This is a genomic window from Pseudomonas sp. LBUM1645 (genome assembly GCF_059716185.1).
The window spans coordinates 3,160,278-3,175,469 of record NZ_CP166811.1; the positions used below are offsets into that span (position 1 = coordinate 3,160,278).

13 protein-coding genes are annotated in these 15,192 nt (G+C 59.8%); 5 read left to right on the plus strand and 8 right to left on the minus strand.

The features are described from left to right. The 6 genes from ACA079_RS14280 to gloB all read right to left on the minus strand — a co-directional run bounded on the left by ACA079_RS14280 (position 1) and on the right by gloB (position 8,371). Entirely contained in the window at positions 1 to 1,020 is a 1,020-nt protein-coding gene (locus ACA079_RS14280; RefSeq protein ID WP_095128240.1) for an ABC transporter permease, read from the minus strand. 1 nt (position 1,021) lies between these two features. Next, positions 1,022 to 2,095: a microcin C ABC transporter permease YejB gene (locus ACA079_RS14285; protein WP_056741785.1), complete on the minus strand. Its 1,074-nt coding sequence runs from the start codon at positions 2,093 to 2,095 to the stop codon at positions 1,022 to 1,024. 4 nt (positions 2,096 to 2,099) lie between these two features. Further along, positions 2,100 to 3,941, minus strand: coding sequence for an extracellular solute-binding protein (locus ACA079_RS14290; RefSeq protein WP_497704017.1), 1,842 nt, complete (start codon positions 3,939 to 3,941; stop codon positions 2,100 to 2,102). Beyond that, on the minus strand, positions 3,938 to 5,770 hold the full coding sequence (locus ACA079_RS14295; protein WP_497704018.1) for an extracellular solute-binding protein: 1,833 nt from the start codon (positions 5,768 to 5,770) through the stop codon (positions 3,938 to 3,940). The genes ACA079_RS14290 and ACA079_RS14295 overlap by 4 nt, the downstream gene beginning before the upstream one ends. A gap of 279 nt (positions 5,771 to 6,049) precedes the next feature. Further along, positions 6,050 to 7,504 carry a transglycosylase SLT domain-containing protein gene (locus tag ACA079_RS14300; RefSeq protein ID WP_497704019.1) on the minus strand — a complete coding sequence of 485 codons (1,455 nt, stop codon included), beginning with the start codon at positions 7,502 to 7,504 and terminating at the stop codon, positions 6,050 to 6,052. 99 nt (positions 7,505 to 7,603) lie between these two features. After that, positions 7,604 to 8,371, minus strand: a complete 768-nt coding sequence (gene gloB, locus ACA079_RS14305) for a hydroxyacylglutathione hydrolase (protein WP_497704020.1) — start codon at positions 8,369 to 8,371, stop codon at positions 7,604 to 7,606. A gap of 65 nt (positions 8,372 to 8,436) precedes the next feature. Here gloB and ACA079_RS14310 point away from each other — a divergent pair, with 65 nt between their 5' ends. The 5 genes from ACA079_RS14310 (at position 8,437) to ACA079_RS14330 (ending at position 13,809) form a co-directional block, all read left to right on the plus strand. Further along, a complete protein-coding gene (locus ACA079_RS14310) occupies positions 8,437 to 9,195 on the plus strand; it encodes a methyltransferase domain-containing protein (protein WP_008152097.1) in 759 nt (252 codons plus the stop codon). A 92-nt stretch (positions 9,196 to 9,287) separates the two neighbouring features. Continuing rightward, positions 9,288 to 9,740, plus strand: coding sequence for a ribonuclease HI (gene rnhA / locus ACA079_RS14315; RefSeq protein WP_008152099.1), 453 nt, complete (start codon positions 9,288 to 9,290; stop codon positions 9,738 to 9,740). Positions 9,741 to 9,937: 197 nt separating this feature from the next. Beyond that, the gene (gene dnaQ, locus ACA079_RS14320) at positions 9,938 to 10,696 is read left to right on the plus strand and encodes a DNA polymerase III subunit epsilon (protein ID WP_033054619.1); all 759 of its coding nucleotides are present in this window, start codon (positions 9,938 to 9,940) and stop codon (positions 10,694 to 10,696) included. Between the two features lie 228 nt (positions 10,697 to 10,924). Continuing rightward, the gene (locus tag ACA079_RS14325; RefSeq protein ID WP_497704021.1) at positions 10,925 to 13,180 is read left to right on the plus strand and encodes an Orn/Lys/Arg family decarboxylase; all 2,256 of its coding nucleotides are present in this window, start codon (positions 10,925 to 10,927) and stop codon (positions 13,178 to 13,180) included. A 14-nt stretch (positions 13,181 to 13,194) separates the two neighbouring features. Continuing rightward, the gene (locus ACA079_RS14330) at positions 13,195 to 13,809 is read left to right on the plus strand and encodes a GNAT family N-acetyltransferase (protein WP_497704022.1); all 615 of its coding nucleotides are present in this window, start codon (positions 13,195 to 13,197) and stop codon (positions 13,807 to 13,809) included. Here the strand turns inward: ACA079_RS14330 and ACA079_RS14335 are convergent. Both ACA079_RS14335 and ACA079_RS14340 read right to left on the minus strand, forming a co-directional pair. Beyond that, positions 13,775 to 14,668, minus strand: a complete 894-nt coding sequence (locus ACA079_RS14335; RefSeq protein WP_497704023.1) for a LysR family transcriptional regulator — start codon at positions 14,666 to 14,668, stop codon at positions 13,775 to 13,777. The genes ACA079_RS14330 and ACA079_RS14335 overlap by 35 nt on opposite strands. 88 nt (positions 14,669 to 14,756) lie before the next feature. After that, positions 14,757 to 15,017, minus strand: coding sequence for a hypothetical protein (locus tag ACA079_RS14340; protein WP_497704024.1), 261 nt, complete (start codon positions 15,015 to 15,017; stop codon positions 14,757 to 14,759). Between the last annotated feature and the right edge of the window lie 175 nt (positions 15,018 to 15,192).

The following is a 15,192-nucleotide window of genomic DNA, read 5'->3' on the forward strand; positions in this document are numbered from 1 at the left end:
TCACTTCCTCGGGTCGAAGGCATCGCGAGCGGACTCGCCGATGAACACCAGCAAACTCAACATCAACGCCAGCACGGCAAACGCGCTCATGCCGAGCCACGGCGCTTGCAGGTTGGATTTGCCCTGGGCCACCAGCTCACCGAGGGACGGTGCGCCCGGCGGCAAGCCGAAGCCAAGGAAATCCAGGGCGGTCAGGGTGCCGATGGCGCCGGTCAGGATGAACGGCATGAAGGTCATGGTCGAGACCATGGCGTTGGGCAGGATGTGGCGGAACATGATCGCACCGTTTTGCATCCCCAACGCTCGCGCAGCGCGCACGTATTCCAGATTACGCCCCCGCAGGAATTCGGCGCGGACCACGTCCACCAGGCTCATCCACGAGAACAGCAGCATAATCCCCAGCAACCACCAGAAGTTCGGCTGGACGAAGCTGGCGAGAATGATCAGCAGGTACAGCACCGGCAGCCCGGACCAGATCTCCAGAAAACGCTGTCCGGCCAAATCCACCCAGCCGCCGTAGAAACCCTGCAAGGCCCCGGCAATCACGCCGATGATCGAGCTGAGAATGGTCAGCGTCAGGGCGAACAGCACCGAAATCCGGAAGCCATAAATCACCCGCGCCAATACGTCGCGGCCCTGATCGTCAGTGCCGAGCAGGTTGTCGGTTGAAGGTGGCGCAGGTGCCGGGACTTTCAGGTCGTAATTGATGCTTTGATAGCTGTAGGGGATCGGCGCCCACAGGACCCAGGCGTCTTTTTCCTTGAGCAGTTCGCGGATGTACGGGCTCTTGTAGTTGGCTTCCAGCGGGAATTCGCCGCCGAAGGTGGTTTCCGGGTAACGCTTGAGCGCCGGAAAGTACCAACCGTTGTCGTAGTGCACCACCAAGGGTTTGTCGTTGGCGATCAACTCGGCGCCGAGGCTCAGCCCAAACAGCAGCAGAAACAGCCACAGCGACCACCAGCCACGCTTGTTGGCCTTGAACAGTTCGAAGCGTCGGCGATTGAGAGGGGACAGATTCATCTCAATGCTCCCGGCTTTCGAAGTCGATACGCGGATCGACAAAGGTGTAGGTGAGGTCACCGATAAGTTTCACCACCAATCCCAACAGGGTGAAGATGAACAGCGTGCCAAAAACCACTGGGTAATCGCGGTTGATTGCCGCCTCAAAACTCATCAGCCCGAGACCGTCGAGGGAGAAGATCACCTCCACGAGCAACGAGCCGGTGAAGAAGATGCCGATAAACGCCGACGGGAACCCGGCGATCACCAGCAGCATGGCGTTGCGGAACACATGGCCGTAGAGCACGCGGTGATTGGTCAGGCCCTTGGCCTTGGCGGTGACCACGTACTGCTTGTTGATTTCGTCGAGGAAGCTGTTCTTGGTCAGCAGCGTCATGGTCGCGAAGTTGCCGATCACCAGCGCCGTCACCGGCAATGCCAAGTGCCAGAAGTAATCGAGAACCTTGCCGCCCATGCTCAACTCGTCGAAGTTGTTGGAGGTCAGCCCTCTGAGCGGGAACCAGTCGAAATAGCTGCCACCGGCAAAGACCACGATCAGCAGGATGGCGAACAGAAACGCCGGGATCGCATAGCCGACGATGATCGCCGAACTGGTCCAGACGTCGAAGTGGCTGCCGTGTCGCGTCGCCTTGGCGATCCCCAGCGGGATCGACACCAGGTACATGATCAGCGTGCTCCACAGCCCGAGGGAGATCGACACCGGCATCTTTTCCTTGATCAGGTCGATGACCTTGGCGTCGCGGAAGAAGCTGTCACCGAAATCCAGAGTGGCGTAGTTCTTGATCATGATCCACAAACGTTCCGGCGCCGATTTATCGAAGCCGTACATGTGCTCGATTTCCTTGACCAGCGCCGGGTCCAGGCCTTGCGCCCCACGATAGGCCGAGCCCGCCACCGAGACTTCGGCACCGCCGCCGGCGATGCGGCTGGTGGCGCCTTCGAAGCCTTCGAGCTTGGCGATCATCTGCTCCACCGGCCCGCCGGGGGCGGCCTGGATGATCACAAAGTTGATCAGCAAAATGCCAAGCAAGGTCGGGATGATCAGCAGCAGTCGCCGAAAAATATACGCCAGCATCTGATTACTCCGTGCCCGCAGGGTCGGCTTGCAGTTTGGTTTCGACTTCTATCGCCGGTGTAGCGTCTGGCTTGACCCACCAGGTGTTTATGCCGATGTCGTACTTGGGTGAGATTTTCGGGTGGCCGATGTGGTTCCAGTAAGCCACGCGCCAGGTCTTGATGTGCCAGTTGGGGATCACGTAATAACCCCATTGCAGCACGCGGTCCAGCGCGCGTGCATGGGCCACCAGACTTTTGCGCGAATCGGCGTTGATCAGTTGCTCGACCAATTGGTCCACCACCGGATCTTTCAGGCCCATGGAATTGCGGCTGCCGGGTTTGTCGGCGGCGTCGGACATCCAGAACTCGCGTTGCTCGTTGCCCGGCGAGTTGGACTGCGGGAAGCTGCCGACGATCATGTCGAAGTCCCGTGAACGCACGCGGTTGATGTACTGCGAGACGTCGACCCGGCGAATCACCAGGTCGATGCCCAGGTCACTCATGTTGCGCTTGAACGGCAGCAGCACCCGCTCGAATTCGGTTTGGGCCAACAGGAATTCGATGGTCACCGGTTTGCCGGTGGCGTCGACCATCTTGTCATCGACGATCCGCCAGCCCGCCTCTTGCAGCAGTTGATAGGCTTTGCGCTGCTGGGCGCGGATCATGCCGCTGGCGTCGGTCACCGGGTTCTGGAACGCCTCGCTGAACACCTGCTCGGGAATCTTGCCGCGGAACGGGTCGAGGATCGCCAGTTGATCAGCGTCCGGCAGGCCGCTGGCGGCCATTTCCGAATTCTCGAAATAACTGCGGGTGCGCGCGTAGGCGCCGTTGAACAGTTGTTTATTGGTCCATTCGAAGTCCAGCAACAGGGTCAGGGCCTGGCGCACGCGCACGTCCTGGAACACCGGGCGGCGTAGGTTGAATACAAAGCCTTGCATGCCGGTGGGGTTGCCGTTGGGGATCTGTTCCTTGATCAACCGGCCCTCGGTGACGGCCGGAATGTTGTAGGCATTGGCCCAGTTCTTCGCGGCCATTTCCAGCCAGTAATCGAACTGCCCGGCCTTGAGCGCTTCCAGGGCCACGGTGTTGTCGCGGTAGTAGTCGGTGGTCATCACGTCGAAGTTGTAGAACCCGCGGTTGGCCGGCAGGTCCTTGGCCCAGTAATCCTTGACCCGCTCATAGCGCACCGAACGCCCGGCCTTGACTTCGCTGACCTTGTACGGGCCGCTGCCCAACGGCATTTCCAGGTTGCCCTTGGTGAAATCGCGCGTCGCCCACCAATGCTTGGGCAGCACCGGCAACTGGCCGAGGATCAGCGGCAGCTCACGGTTGTTGTTGTGTTTGAACTTGAACAGCACCGTCAGCGGATCTTCAGCGACCACTTCCTCGACATCGCTGTAGTAACCGCGGAACAGCGGCGCGCCGTCCTTGATCAGGGTCTGGAAACTGAACACCACGTCCTCGGCGCGCATCGGATGGCCGTCGTGGAAGCGCGCTTCGGGGCGCAGGTAGAAACGCACCCAGCTGTTGTCCGGGGCTTTTTCGATCTTGCCGGCGACCAGGCCGTACTCGGTGAACGGTTCATCCAGGCCCTGTTTGGCCAGGGTGTCGTAGATCATGCTGATGTCGTCGGCCGCGACACCCTTGTTGATGAAGGGATTGAGGCTGTCAAAGCCGCCGAAACCGGCCTGACGGAAGATCCCGCCCTTGGGCGCGTCGGGGTTCACGTAATCGAAATGTTTGAAATCGGCCGGGTATTTCGGCGGCTCGTTGTACAGGGTCAGGGCATGTTGCGGGGCGGCACAGGCCAGCCCGGCGAACAACAGACCGCTGGCCTGCAAGAGCAGGGTGCGTACGGGTTTCATCGATCTTTCTCCGAAGATTTCAGCCACCACGCGCTCAGGCCCAACGTGTAGGGCGGCGTGGTGACGAAGGCGAACCGGTTGCGGTAGGCCAGGCGGTGATAATTGAGGTACCAGTTGGGAATGATGTAGTGCTGCCAGAGCAACACCCGGTCCAGGGCCTTTCCGGCGGCGACCTGTTCATCGCGGGTCTGGGCGGCGAGCAATTGTTCGAGTAAATGGTCGACCACCGGATTGGCAATACCGGCGTAGTTTTTGCTGCCTTTGACCCCGACCTGGCTGGAATGGAAGTACTGCCATTGTTCCAGGCCCGGGCTGAGCGTCTGGTTGAGAGTCATCAGGATCATGTCGAAATCGAACTGGTCGAGGCGTTGCTTGTACTGGGCGCGATCGACTGTGCGCAGCCGAGCGTCGATGCCGATGCTGGCGAGGTTCTCGACGTAAGGCTGAAGGATGCGTTCCAGGTTCGGGTTGACCAGCAGGATCTCTAAACGCAACGGTTGCCCGGCAGCGTTCTGAACGTGCTGGCCGCTGAGCTTCCAGCCGGCCTCGGCAAGCAGTCCCAGGGCCTTGCGCATGGTTTCCCGGGGGATGCCGCGCCCTTGGGTCTGCGGCAGGCTGAACGGCTCGGTGAAGAGCTTGGCGGGCAACTGCTCGCGATACGGCGTGAGCATCAACCATTCATGGCCGACCGGAAGGCCAGTCGCGGAGAACTCGCTGTTGGGGTAGTAGCTCATGGCGCGTTTGTAGGCGCCGCTGAACAGTGTGCGGTTGGTCCATTCGAAGTCGAACATCAGGCCCAGCGCTTCACGGACTTTGGTCTCGGAGAAGGCCGGGCGTCGGGAGTTCATGAACAGACCCTGGCTCTGGGTCGGGATCTGATGCGGGATTTGCGCCTTGATGACGTCCCCGCGTCGCACCGCCGGGAAGCTGTAGCCGTTTTCCCAGTTCTTCGCCTGGTGCTCGATATAGATGTCGAATTCGCCGGCCTTGAAGGCTTCGAACGCGACGTCGCTGTCGCGGTAGAACTCGACTTCCATGCGGTCGAAGTTGTATTTGCCGCGATTGACCGGCAAGTCCTTGCCCCAGTAATCCTTGACCCGTTCGAAAACGATCCGGCGCCCAGGCTCTACCGAGGTGATGCGATACGGTCCGCTACCCAGCGGCGGTTCGAAGGTGGTGGCCTTGAAATCACGACCTTTCCAGTAATGCTGGGGCAGCACCGGCAATTCGCCCAGGCGCAGGATCAACAACGGGTTGCCAGCGCGCTTGAAGACGAAACGAATGCGCTGCGGATTGAGGATGTCGACCCGCGACACTTCCTGAAGGTTGGTGCGGTATTGCGGATGGCCTTCCTTGAGCAGCAAGCGGTAGGAGAACGCCACGTCATAGGCGGTAATCGGCGTGCCATCGTGAAAGCGCGCTTCGGGGCGCAGATTGAACACCACCCAGCTGCGGTCTTCGCTGTATTCCACCGATTGGGCGATCAGGCCATAGCTGGAGGTCGGCTCATCGCCGGACGGCGCGTACTGGCCGGTACCGACCATCAACGGTTCGTTGAGCTCGTTGATGCCGTATTGCAGGAAATTCGGCGTGGAAACCGGGCTTGAGCCCTTGAAGGTGTAGGGATTGAGCGTATCGAAGGTGCCAAATGCCATCACCCGCAACGTACCGCCCTTGGGCGCTTGCGGGTTGACCCAGTCGAAGTGGGTAAATCTGGCCGGGTACTTGAGCGTGCCGAACTGCGCATAACCATGGCTTTCGCTGATCGTCGCGCTTGCGGGGGAGCTCAAGGCCAGGCTGATCAGGAGCAGAAGGAGGGGACGCTTCAAGTCAGGGATCCGATCCAGGCGGCTTGGGCTTTGTGGCCCGTACAGTAACAGCTTGTATCGACAGGAAAAAGACAGGCGGTTAATGCGCTGGTAACGGTTGACGCGATAGCCCTGCATGCCGCAACACCTGTGGGAGCGAGCTTGCTCGCGATAGCGGACTACCAGGCAATATTTGAGTTGAACTTTAAACTGCAATCGCGAGCAAGCTCGCTCCCACAAGGGTCTGTGACAGCCCTCAAATAGCAGGCAAAAAAAAGCCCCTGAAATCAGGGGCTCATTTTAGTGCGGCGAAGCCACCGTCAGCATCTGACCAGGCTTCAGCGCCTGGCCAACACGCGGGTTCCAGCGCTTGAGGTGCTGCATTTCAACGTTGAAACGCTTGGCCACCATGTACAGCGAATCGCCTTGCTTGACCTTGTATTGGGTCTGCGGCTTCTGTTTGTCAGCTTTACTGTTTGCCTTGCTGTCCGCCGCAACGACGGTGTTGACGCGACCACTGCTGCGCTTGGTGGCGTCCTGCATGACCAGCGCCTGGCCGGCCTTGAGATTCTTGCCGGTCAGCTTGTTCCAGCGTTGCAGGTCCTTGACGTCGACCTTGTTGGCCTTGGCGATGGCGGCCAGGTTGTCCCCGCGTTTAACGCGGTAAACGCGTTTGAGACTGGCGAGTTCGGAGTCGTCCGAGCCTTCGAATACCGGCTTGAGCGGCTTCTTGCTGATCAACTCTTCAGGACGCATGGTCGACAGGCTGGCCGTCAGCAGTTGCGCCTTGGACGTTGGCACCAGCAAATGCTGGGGGCCATCGATGGTGGTGCGCTGCTTGAAGGCCGGGTTGAGCTGGAACAGTTCGTCTTCGTCGATGTTAGCCACCGCGGCGACCTTGGACAGGTCCATGCGCTGGTTGATTTCGACGACCTGAAAGTACGGTTCGTTGGCGATCGGGTTCAGGTTCACGCCGTAGGCTTCAGGTGCCAGCACCACTTGCGACAGGGCCAGCAGCTTTGGCACGTAGGCCTGGGTTTCGGCCGGCAGCGGCAGGTTCCAGTAATCGGTCGGCAAGCCGAGCTTTTCGTTGCGCTCGATGGCCCGGCTGACCGTGCCTTCGCCGGCGTTGTAAGCCGCCAGGGCCAGCAGCCAGTCGCCGTTGAACATGTCGTGCAGGCGGGTCAGGTAATCCATGGCCGCGGTGGTCGAGGCGGTGATATCGCGACGGCCATCATAGAAACGGGTTTGACGCAGGTTGAAGTAACGCCCGGTGGAAGGGATGAATTGCCACAAGCCAACCGCATCGGCCCGGGAATAGGCCATCGGGTTGTAGGCGCTTTCAATCACCGGCAGCAGCGCCAGTTCCAGCGGCATGTTGCGTTCTTCAAGGCGTTCGACGATGTAGTGAATGTAGAGGCTGCCGCGTTCGCCGGCGTTTTCGAGGAAGGACGGGTTGCTGGCGAACCACAGGCGCTGTTGCTCGATGCGCGGGTTGACGCCCAGGTTGTCCTGCAACTGGAAGCCTTGGCGCATGCGCTCCCAGACATCTTGCGGAATTTGCGGAGTCGGTTTTTCGCTGAGCCAGATAGGCTTCTGCTTGGCTCGAGCGGCGATGTTCGGAGTGTGTGTCGCTTCGGTCTGCGGCACATGGCTTGAACAGCCCGCCAGAGTGGCGGACACAGCCACCGCAATGGCTTGAGCCAAGCGGGTCAATGCGTCTGAATTGATGGCTTTACGAATAGGTGACGACATTGGCTGGAAGTAAGTTCCGGGCAAAAATGTCGGGCGATTCTAGAAAGCGTACCCCCTGCGGTCAACCATTCAGAATTTTTGTACCAACGTGATGGCTACTTAGAACTTATCTTTCCAAGCACGCAGAGCAGCAAAGACCGCACTCGGAGCCCGGTTTTGGGTTCCATTCCGTTCGTCCACTTTTTCTTTAACGGATGTTTCGTCGACACGCAAAAACGGGTTGGTAAGCTTTTCAAGCGCCAGAGTAGAGGGCAGCGTCATGATTCCGGCTTCACGTTGTGCGGTGACTTTTTCCAGACGTGCGGCAGTGTCCGGATTGCCTGGTTCAACCGCTGCGGCAAACTTCAGGTTGCTCAAAGTGTATTCGTGAGTGCAGTAGACCAGCGTATCTTCAGGCAGCGCGGCGAGGCGAGTCAGAGAGGTATGCATTTGCTCCGGCGTGCCTTCGAACAAGCGTCCGCAACCGGCAGCGAACAGGGTGTCACCGCAGAACAGCAAACCATGATGGTAATAGGCGATATGCCCCAGGGTATGGCCGGGGACGGCAAAGACATCGAAGTCCCAGTCCAGCACGCTGACGCGGTCGTTGTCCTTGAGCGCCACGTCCCGGACCGGGATGGTTTCGCTGGCCGGGCCGTAGACTGTCGCGTCTGTCGCTTTTTTCAGCTGCTCGACGCCGCCGACGTGGTCATGATGATGGTGAGTGATCAAAATATCACTCAACACCCACCCCGGATGCGCTGCGAGCCAGGCCTGCACTGGCGCGGCATCGCCCGGATCAACCACCGCGCAGCGCTGGGTACGGTGGTCTTGTAACAACCAGATGTAGTTGTCGGTGAAGGCGGGCAGGGCACTGATCTGTATCATCGTCGGATTCGCCAAGCGGAAAACAATGGCGCATCTTAGAACTTCCTGGCGCGTTGGAGAATGCAATGACCGATAAAGCGTTCGCTCAGGCTGATCCTGAATGGCTGACATTGATCAGCGCGGCCCGAGAATGGCTGTCCGGCCCCATCGGGCAATTTCTGCTGGACGAAGAACGTCGCATGCTCGAAGACGAGTTGGGACGGTTCTTCGGTGGCTACCTGGTGCATTACGGTCCGTCGGCCCAAACGCCGCCGTCGGCGCCGCAAGTCCAGCGCAATGTGCGGCTCGGCGCGCCATTGCCGGGTGTCGAGATCGTCTGCGAAGAGCAGGCGTGGCCTTTGAGCGAGCATGCCGCCGATGTGGTGGTGTTGCAGCATGGGCTGGATTTCTGCCTGTCGCCCCACGGTCTGTTGCGCGAAGCGGCGAGCAGCGTGCGGCCCGGCGGGCATCTGCTGATCGTCGGGATCAACCCCTGGAGCACCTGGGGCTTGCGTCACGTTTTTGCTCACGACGCCTTGCGCAAGGCTCGCTGCATCTCCCCGTCGCGAGTCGGTGACTGGTTGAACCTGCTGGGCTTCGCGCTGGAGAAACGCCGCTTCGGATGCTATCGTCCGCCGCTTGCGTCACCCGCCTGGCAGGCTCGTCTGGCCGGTTGGGAGCGCAAGGCCGGTGACTGGCAACTTTCGGGTGGCGGCTTCTATTTATTGGTTGCGCGCAAGATCGTGGTGGGCCTGCGGCCCGTCCGTCAGGAGCGGCGCGAACCGATGGGCAAGCTGATTCCATTGCCGATGGCCAAGGTCAATCGTCGCCGCATCGATCCGTAATACACTTTTTATTTTCCCGGCCGGGTTTGCCCCGGCCTCGGGCATCGTCGATCACCGATCGGCGAGCCACCGCATTTTCTGGATAGATTGGCATGAGCGATAGCGTAGAACTCTTCACTGACGGCGCCTGCAAAGGCAACCCTGGCCCTGGCGGCTGGGGCGCGTTGCTGGTGTGCAAGGGCATTGAAAAAGAACTGTGGGGCGGCGAAGCCAACACCACCAACAACCGCATGGAGCTGATGGGCGCGATACGTGGCCTTGAAGAACTCAAGCGCTCCTGCGACGTGCTGCTGGTCACCGACTCGCAGTATGTGATGAAAGGTATCAACGAGTGGATGGACAACTGGAAGAAGCGCGGCTGGAAAACCGCCGCGAAAGAACCGGTGAAAAACGCTGACCTGTGGAAGTTGCTGGATGAGCAGGTCAACCGCCACAACGTCACCTGGAAATGGGTGCGTGGCCACATCGGTCACCATGGCAACGAACGCGCTGACCAACTGGCCAACCGTGGCGTGGATGAAGTGCGCGGTTACAAGCAGGCCTGATTCAGTTTCTGCCAATACACCGCGTCGCGGCCATCGCGAGCAAGCTCGCTCCCACATTGGATCTCTATTGGGCGCAAATCCCCTGTGGGAGCCGAGCTTGCTCGCGATGAACGATGACGCGGTGCACCTGAAAGACCCCGGCGAGCGTGTTAACATCGCCGCTTTTGCACGATTGACCCGTTGAGAGCTGAGCACTGATGGCCACCAGATCCGTTGTACTCGATACCGAAACCACCGGCATGCCGGTGACCGACGGCCACCGGATTATCGAAATCGGTTGTGTCGAGTTGATCGGTCGGCGCCTGACGGGCCGGCATTTCCACGTTTACCTGCAACCGGACCGCGAGAGTGATGAAGGCGCCATTGGCGTCCACGGCATCACCAACGAATTTTTGGTCGGCAAGCCGCGCTTCACTGAAGTGGCCGATGAATTCTTTGAATTCATCAAGGGCGCGCAGCTGATCATCCATAACGCGGCGTTCGACGTTGGCTTCATCAACAACGAATTCGCCCTGATGGGCCAGCACGATCGTGCGGACATCACGCAGCACTGCTCGATCCTCGACACCCTGATGATGGCCCGGGAACGTCACCCGGGGCAGCGCAACAGCCTCGACGCCTTGTGCAAACGCTATGGCGTCGACAACTCCGGTCGTGAACTGCACGGCGCCTTGCTCGACTCCGAGATCCTCGCCGACGTTTACCTGACCATGACGGGCGGCCAGACCAGCCTGTCCCTGGCCGGTAATGCCTCCGACGGCAACGGTTCCGGGGAAGGTGCGGACAATTCCGCCACCGAGATCCGCCGTCTGCCGGCCGATCGTCAGCCGACGCGGATTATCCGTGCCAGCGAAGATGATCTGGCCCAACACGTGGCACGCCTGGAAACCATCGCCAAATCTGCCGGCGCCCCATCGCTCTGGCAGCAACTGGCCGAGGCCAAGGCTCAGGCGTAGGCCTTTCTAAAAAAGATCGCAGCCTCGTTTCACTCGACAGCTCCTACAGGGTTACGCATTCCGTTGTAGGAGCTGTCGAGTGAAACGAGGCTGCGATCTTTTAAACTTGAAAGGGCGTACCGCGCCCGATGACCCATTTTAGGGCACCGCACTCGCCACATGCGCTCGAACCCTCTACCCTGAGGTGATTGGCGGACCACGGTCTGCCGCCTCAGGACACTGAGCCCCATGTATAAAGATTTGAAATTCCCGGTCCTGATCGTCCATCGCGACATCAAGGCCGACACCGTCGCCGGTGATCGCGTGCGTGGCATCGCCCGGGAGCTGGAGCAAGAAGGCTTCAGCATTGTCTCGGCGGTGGATTACACCGAAGGGCGTCTGGTTGCCTCGACCCATCACGGTCTTTCCTGCATGTTGATTGCGGCCGAAGACGCCAGCACTCACTCTCATCTATTGCACAACATGGCCGAGCTGATCGGCCTGGCGCGGGTGCGTGCGCCCGACTTGCCGATCTTCGCACTGGGTGAGCAGGTGACCCTGGAGAACGCTCCCGCCGATGCCATGGCTGAACTCAATCAGCTGCGCGGGATTCTTTATCTGTTCGAAGACACCGTGCCTTTTCTGGCCAGGCAGGTCGCCCGAGCGGCACGCAAATATCTGGATGGTCTGCTGCCGCCGTTTTTCAAAGCGCTGGTACAGCACACGGCCGACTCCAATTATTCCTGGCACACCCCCGGTCATGGTGGCGGCGTGGCGTACCACAAGAGCCCGGTGGGTCAGGCGTTTCACCAGTTCTTCGGGGAAAATACCCTGCGTTCCGATTTGTCGGTGTCGGTGCCGGAACTCGGTTCCTTGCTCGATCACACCGGTCCGCTGGCAGAAGCCGAGGCCCGTGCTGCCCGCAATTTCGGCGCCGATCACACTTTCTTCGTGATCAATGGCACCTCGACCGCCAACAAAATCGTCTGGCATTCGATGGTCGCTCGCGATGACTTGGTGTTGGTGGATCGCAACTGCCATAAATCGGTATTGCACTCGATCATCATGACCGGCGCCATCCCGCTGTACCTGTGCCCGGAGCGCAATGAGCTGGGGATCATCGGCCCGATTCCATTGAGCGAATTCAGCCGCGAATCGATTCAGGCCAAGATCGACGCCAGCCCGCTGACCAAGGGCCGGGCGCCCAAGGTCAAGTTGGCGGTGGTGACCAACTCGACGTACGACGGCCTCTGCTACAACGCTGAGCTGATCAAGCAGCAGCTGGGCAACAGCGTCGAGGTCTTGCACTTCGATGAAGCCTGGTACGCCTACGCGGCGTTTCACGAGTTCTTCGCCGGACGTTACGGCATGGGCACTTCCCGCAGTGAGGACGGCCCGCTGGTGTTCACCACCCATTCCACCCACAAACTGCTGGCGGCATTCAGCCAGGCGTCGATGATTCACGTCCAGGACGGCGGCGCGCGGCAACTGGATCGGGATCGCTTCAATGAAGCGTTCATGATGCACATCTCTACCTCGCCGCAGTACAGCATCATCGCTTCGCTGGATGTGGCGTCGGCCATGATGGAAGGTCCGGCCGGGCGATCGCTGTTGCAGGAAATGTTCGACGAGGCGCTGAGTTTTCGCCGGGCGCTGGCCAATTTGCGGCAGCACATCGCCGCTGACGATTGGTGGTTTTCCATCTGGCAGCCGCCGTCGGTGGAAGGCATCGATCGCGTGATCACCGAAGACTGGCTGCTGCAACCCGACGCCGACTGGCACGGCTTTGGCGGCGTGACCGATGACTACGTCCTGCTTGATCCGATCAAGGTCACGCTGGTGATGCCGGGCCTGACGGCAGGCGGCGCCCTCAGCGAGCGCGGGATTCCGGCGGCGGTGGTCAGCAAATTCCTTTGGGAACGTGGGCTGGTCGTTGAAAAGACCGGGCTGTATTCATTCCTGGTGCTGTTCTCCATGGGCATCACCAAGGGTAAATGGAGCACGCTGCTGACCGAGTTGCTGGAGTTCAAGCGCAGCTACGATGCCAATGTCAGCCTCGCGACGTGTCTGCCGTGCGTGGCGCAAGAGAATGTCGCGCGTTATCAGGGCATGGGTTTGCGTGATCTGTGCGATCAACTGCACGCCTGCTATCGCAGCAATGCCACGGCCAAACACCTCAAGCGCATGTACACGGTGCTGCCGGAAATCGCCATGAAGCCGTCTGACGCCTATGATCAATTAGTGCGTGGCGAAGTTGAAGCGGTGTCGATCGATGCTCTGGATGGGCGGATCGCCGCGGTGATGCTGGTGCCGTACCCGCCGGGGATTCCGTTGATCATGCCCGGCGAGCGTTTTACCGAGTCGACGCGCTCGATCATTGATTACCTGGCATTTGCGCGCACGTTCGATAGCAGCTTCCCGGGGTTTGTCGCTGATGTGCACGGATTGCAACACGAAGACGAGGGCAATGGACGGCATTACACCGTTGATTGCATCAAGGAATGAGGACCTTTCCCAGTATGCAACCGATCATGAATCCGAAATACCCAGGGCTGTCGGTGCGTGTTGCCGACGATGGTTTTGCAGCCTACATCTGGGGCAGTGATTTCAGTTTTGAAGTCGAGGCCTACGGCGCAGCCGAAATTGGCAAACCGGTGGAGCAATGGCCGGTGACGCCGATCACGCCCTATCGCAAGTGCTACGGCATTGATCCCGAAGAGTTCAGCAGTTTCCGCGATGCCGCTGACAGCGCGATTTTCATGGCTTATCTCGATGATGAGCCGGTGGGCCACCTGGTGGTCAGCACCAACTGGAACGGCTTTGCCCATATCGACGAGTTGGCGGTGCATGCGCCGGCGCGCCGTCATGGCGTGGCCAAGGCGTTGCTGGATGTAGCGCAGTTTTGGAGCCGCAAAAAGAAACTGCCGGGCATCATGCTCGAAACCCAGAACAACAACCTGGGTGGCTGCCGACTCTATGAGCGCAGCGGTTACGTCTTGGGCGGAATCGATCATCTGCGTTATCGCGGGATCGATCCGAACACCGCCGAAGTGGCGCTGTTCTGGTATCGATTGTTCGATAACCCGCTGGAAACCCCGGTTAGTTCGCCAACATCGCCACGGCTTGTTCCGTGATGATGCCCAGCAATGCCTGAATCGCTGGCGATGGCTCGCCATTCTTGAGGGTCAAGGCATACAGGCTGATCGGCACGGCCGGTGCCAGCGGGCAGGCATCCAGCCCGGCCGATTTGGCCCCGAGGGCGGTGAAAGGGTCGACGATGGCCAGGCCTTCACCGGCCTCGACCATGCTGCGCATCATCTGGTGAGTCTGTACCCGGGTCTGAATGACCGGGGCAGGGCGCAGGGAATGCAGCTTGTTTTCCAGCGCCGGGCTCAGCGGATCATGACCTTCCAGGCCCACCATCGATTGGCCGGCCAGATCCTGCAGCGAAATGTACTTTTGTTTGGGTTGCAACCAGCCGTGGGGCGCAAGCAGCTGAAGCTTGCCTTGGGCAATCACCTGGCAATGAATGTCGGCGTGATCGGGGTCATGCAGGCTCAGGCCCAGATCGCTTTCGCGCAGCAGCAGGTTTCTGACGATCTCGCGGGTAGGTTGACTCAGAAGGGTGCAAGGCGCGTCAGGGAGACGTCGGCGCAGGGCGGCAATGCTCTGTGGCAATAGCTGCTGTGCCAGGGGCGGCGTGCAGACGATCCGCAAGGGCGGAGCCTGATATTGCTTGAGGCTGTTGGCCAGGCGCTGGACCGGCTCGAGCGCTTCATAGACGTGGGCGATCTGGACCTGTAACTCCCGCGCCTCACGCGTAGCCTGCAAGCGTCCACGCACGCTGGAAAACAGCATGAAACCCAACTGATCCTCGGCGTCGCGCAGAATCCCTTCGACTTCGGCCACAGGCAACTGCAGCCATTCGGCGGCGGTGCCCAGGTGACCGGTCTGCAGGAGCGCCTGGATCACTTCGATATGACGTAAACGCATGCGTGAAGTCCATGTTCAGCAGGTGAGGGAGTCAGTGGCTGAATCCTAACTCAAGTGCGCGCATATGACTTCTGCTCATAACACGGGGTTATGAAGCGACGTTGGTTTCCGGCCGGGTGCCGACATAGGTGTCGGGCTCGCGCACGATAGTGACGTCCGATTGCACCAGCAAAAACTGGTTGTCATCGAGCTTTTTAACGCGATCGCCAATGGCCAGCTTATAAGTGGTGACAGGCACCGAGCCAGTGAGGCCGTCTGCCGACGGGGTGGATTCCTGGAACTCATGCACGGAATAAACGCGGCCTTCCGCGTCTCTTGCATGGAACTGACCGACGAGTACTGCTGCCATCTGCTTAGAACCTCTGGGGATAAATCACTCAATTTGCGGCTCTGTAGACCGTGGTTGGGCGAGGTAAGTTTTCCTACAGGAAAAAAATAGTCAGGGGCGGCGTTTTCAGTCGCCCACTGGTTGAATCGTCATCTATAACTACAAGCTCTTTCCATCGGACAGTCGAGAATCTTCC

What these genes read in the sequence shown, in the direction of transcription:
- ACA079_RS14340 (WP_497704024.1), bottom strand. Translation starts at nt 15,017, where the DNA reads ATGGCAGCAGTACTCGTCGGTCAGTTCCATGCAAGAGACGCGGAAGGC.
- ACA079_RS14285 (WP_056741785.1), bottom strand. Translation starts at nt 2,095, where the DNA reads ATGCTGGCGTATATTTTTCGGCGACTGCTGCTGATCATCCCGACCTTG.
- ACA079_RS14280 (WP_095128240.1), bottom strand. Translation starts at nt 1,020, where the DNA reads ATGAATCTGTCCCCTCTCAATCGCCGACGCTTCGAACTGTTCAAGGCC.
- ACA079_RS14310 (WP_008152097.1), top strand. Translation starts at nt 8,437, where the DNA reads ATGACCGATAAAGCGTTCGCTCAGGCTGATCCTGAATGGCTGACATTG.
- ACA079_RS14290 (WP_497704017.1), bottom strand. Translation starts at nt 3,941, where the DNA reads ATGAAACCCGTACGCACCCTGCTCTTGCAGGCCAGCGGTCTGTTGTTC.
- ACA079_RS14300 (WP_497704019.1), bottom strand. Translation starts at nt 7,504, where the DNA reads ATGTCGTCACCTATTCGTAAAGCCATCAATTCAGACGCATTGACCCGC.
- ACA079_RS14325 (WP_497704021.1), top strand. Translation starts at nt 10,925, where the DNA reads ATGTATAAAGATTTGAAATTCCCGGTCCTGATCGTCCATCGCGACATC.
- ACA079_RS14330 (WP_497704022.1), top strand. Translation starts at nt 13,195, where the DNA reads ATGCAACCGATCATGAATCCGAAATACCCAGGGCTGTCGGTGCGTGTT.
- dnaQ (WP_033054619.1), top strand. Translation starts at nt 9,938, where the DNA reads ATGGCCACCAGATCCGTTGTACTCGATACCGAAACCACCGGCATGCCG.
- gloB (WP_497704020.1), bottom strand. Translation starts at nt 8,371, where the DNA reads ATGATACAGATCAGTGCCCTGCCCGCCTTCACCGACAACTACATCTGG.
- ACA079_RS14335 (WP_497704023.1), bottom strand. Translation starts at nt 14,668, where the DNA reads ATGCGTTTACGTCATATCGAAGTGATCCAGGCGCTCCTGCAGACCGGT.
- rnhA (WP_008152099.1), top strand. Translation starts at nt 9,288, where the DNA reads ATGAGCGATAGCGTAGAACTCTTCACTGACGGCGCCTGCAAAGGCAAC.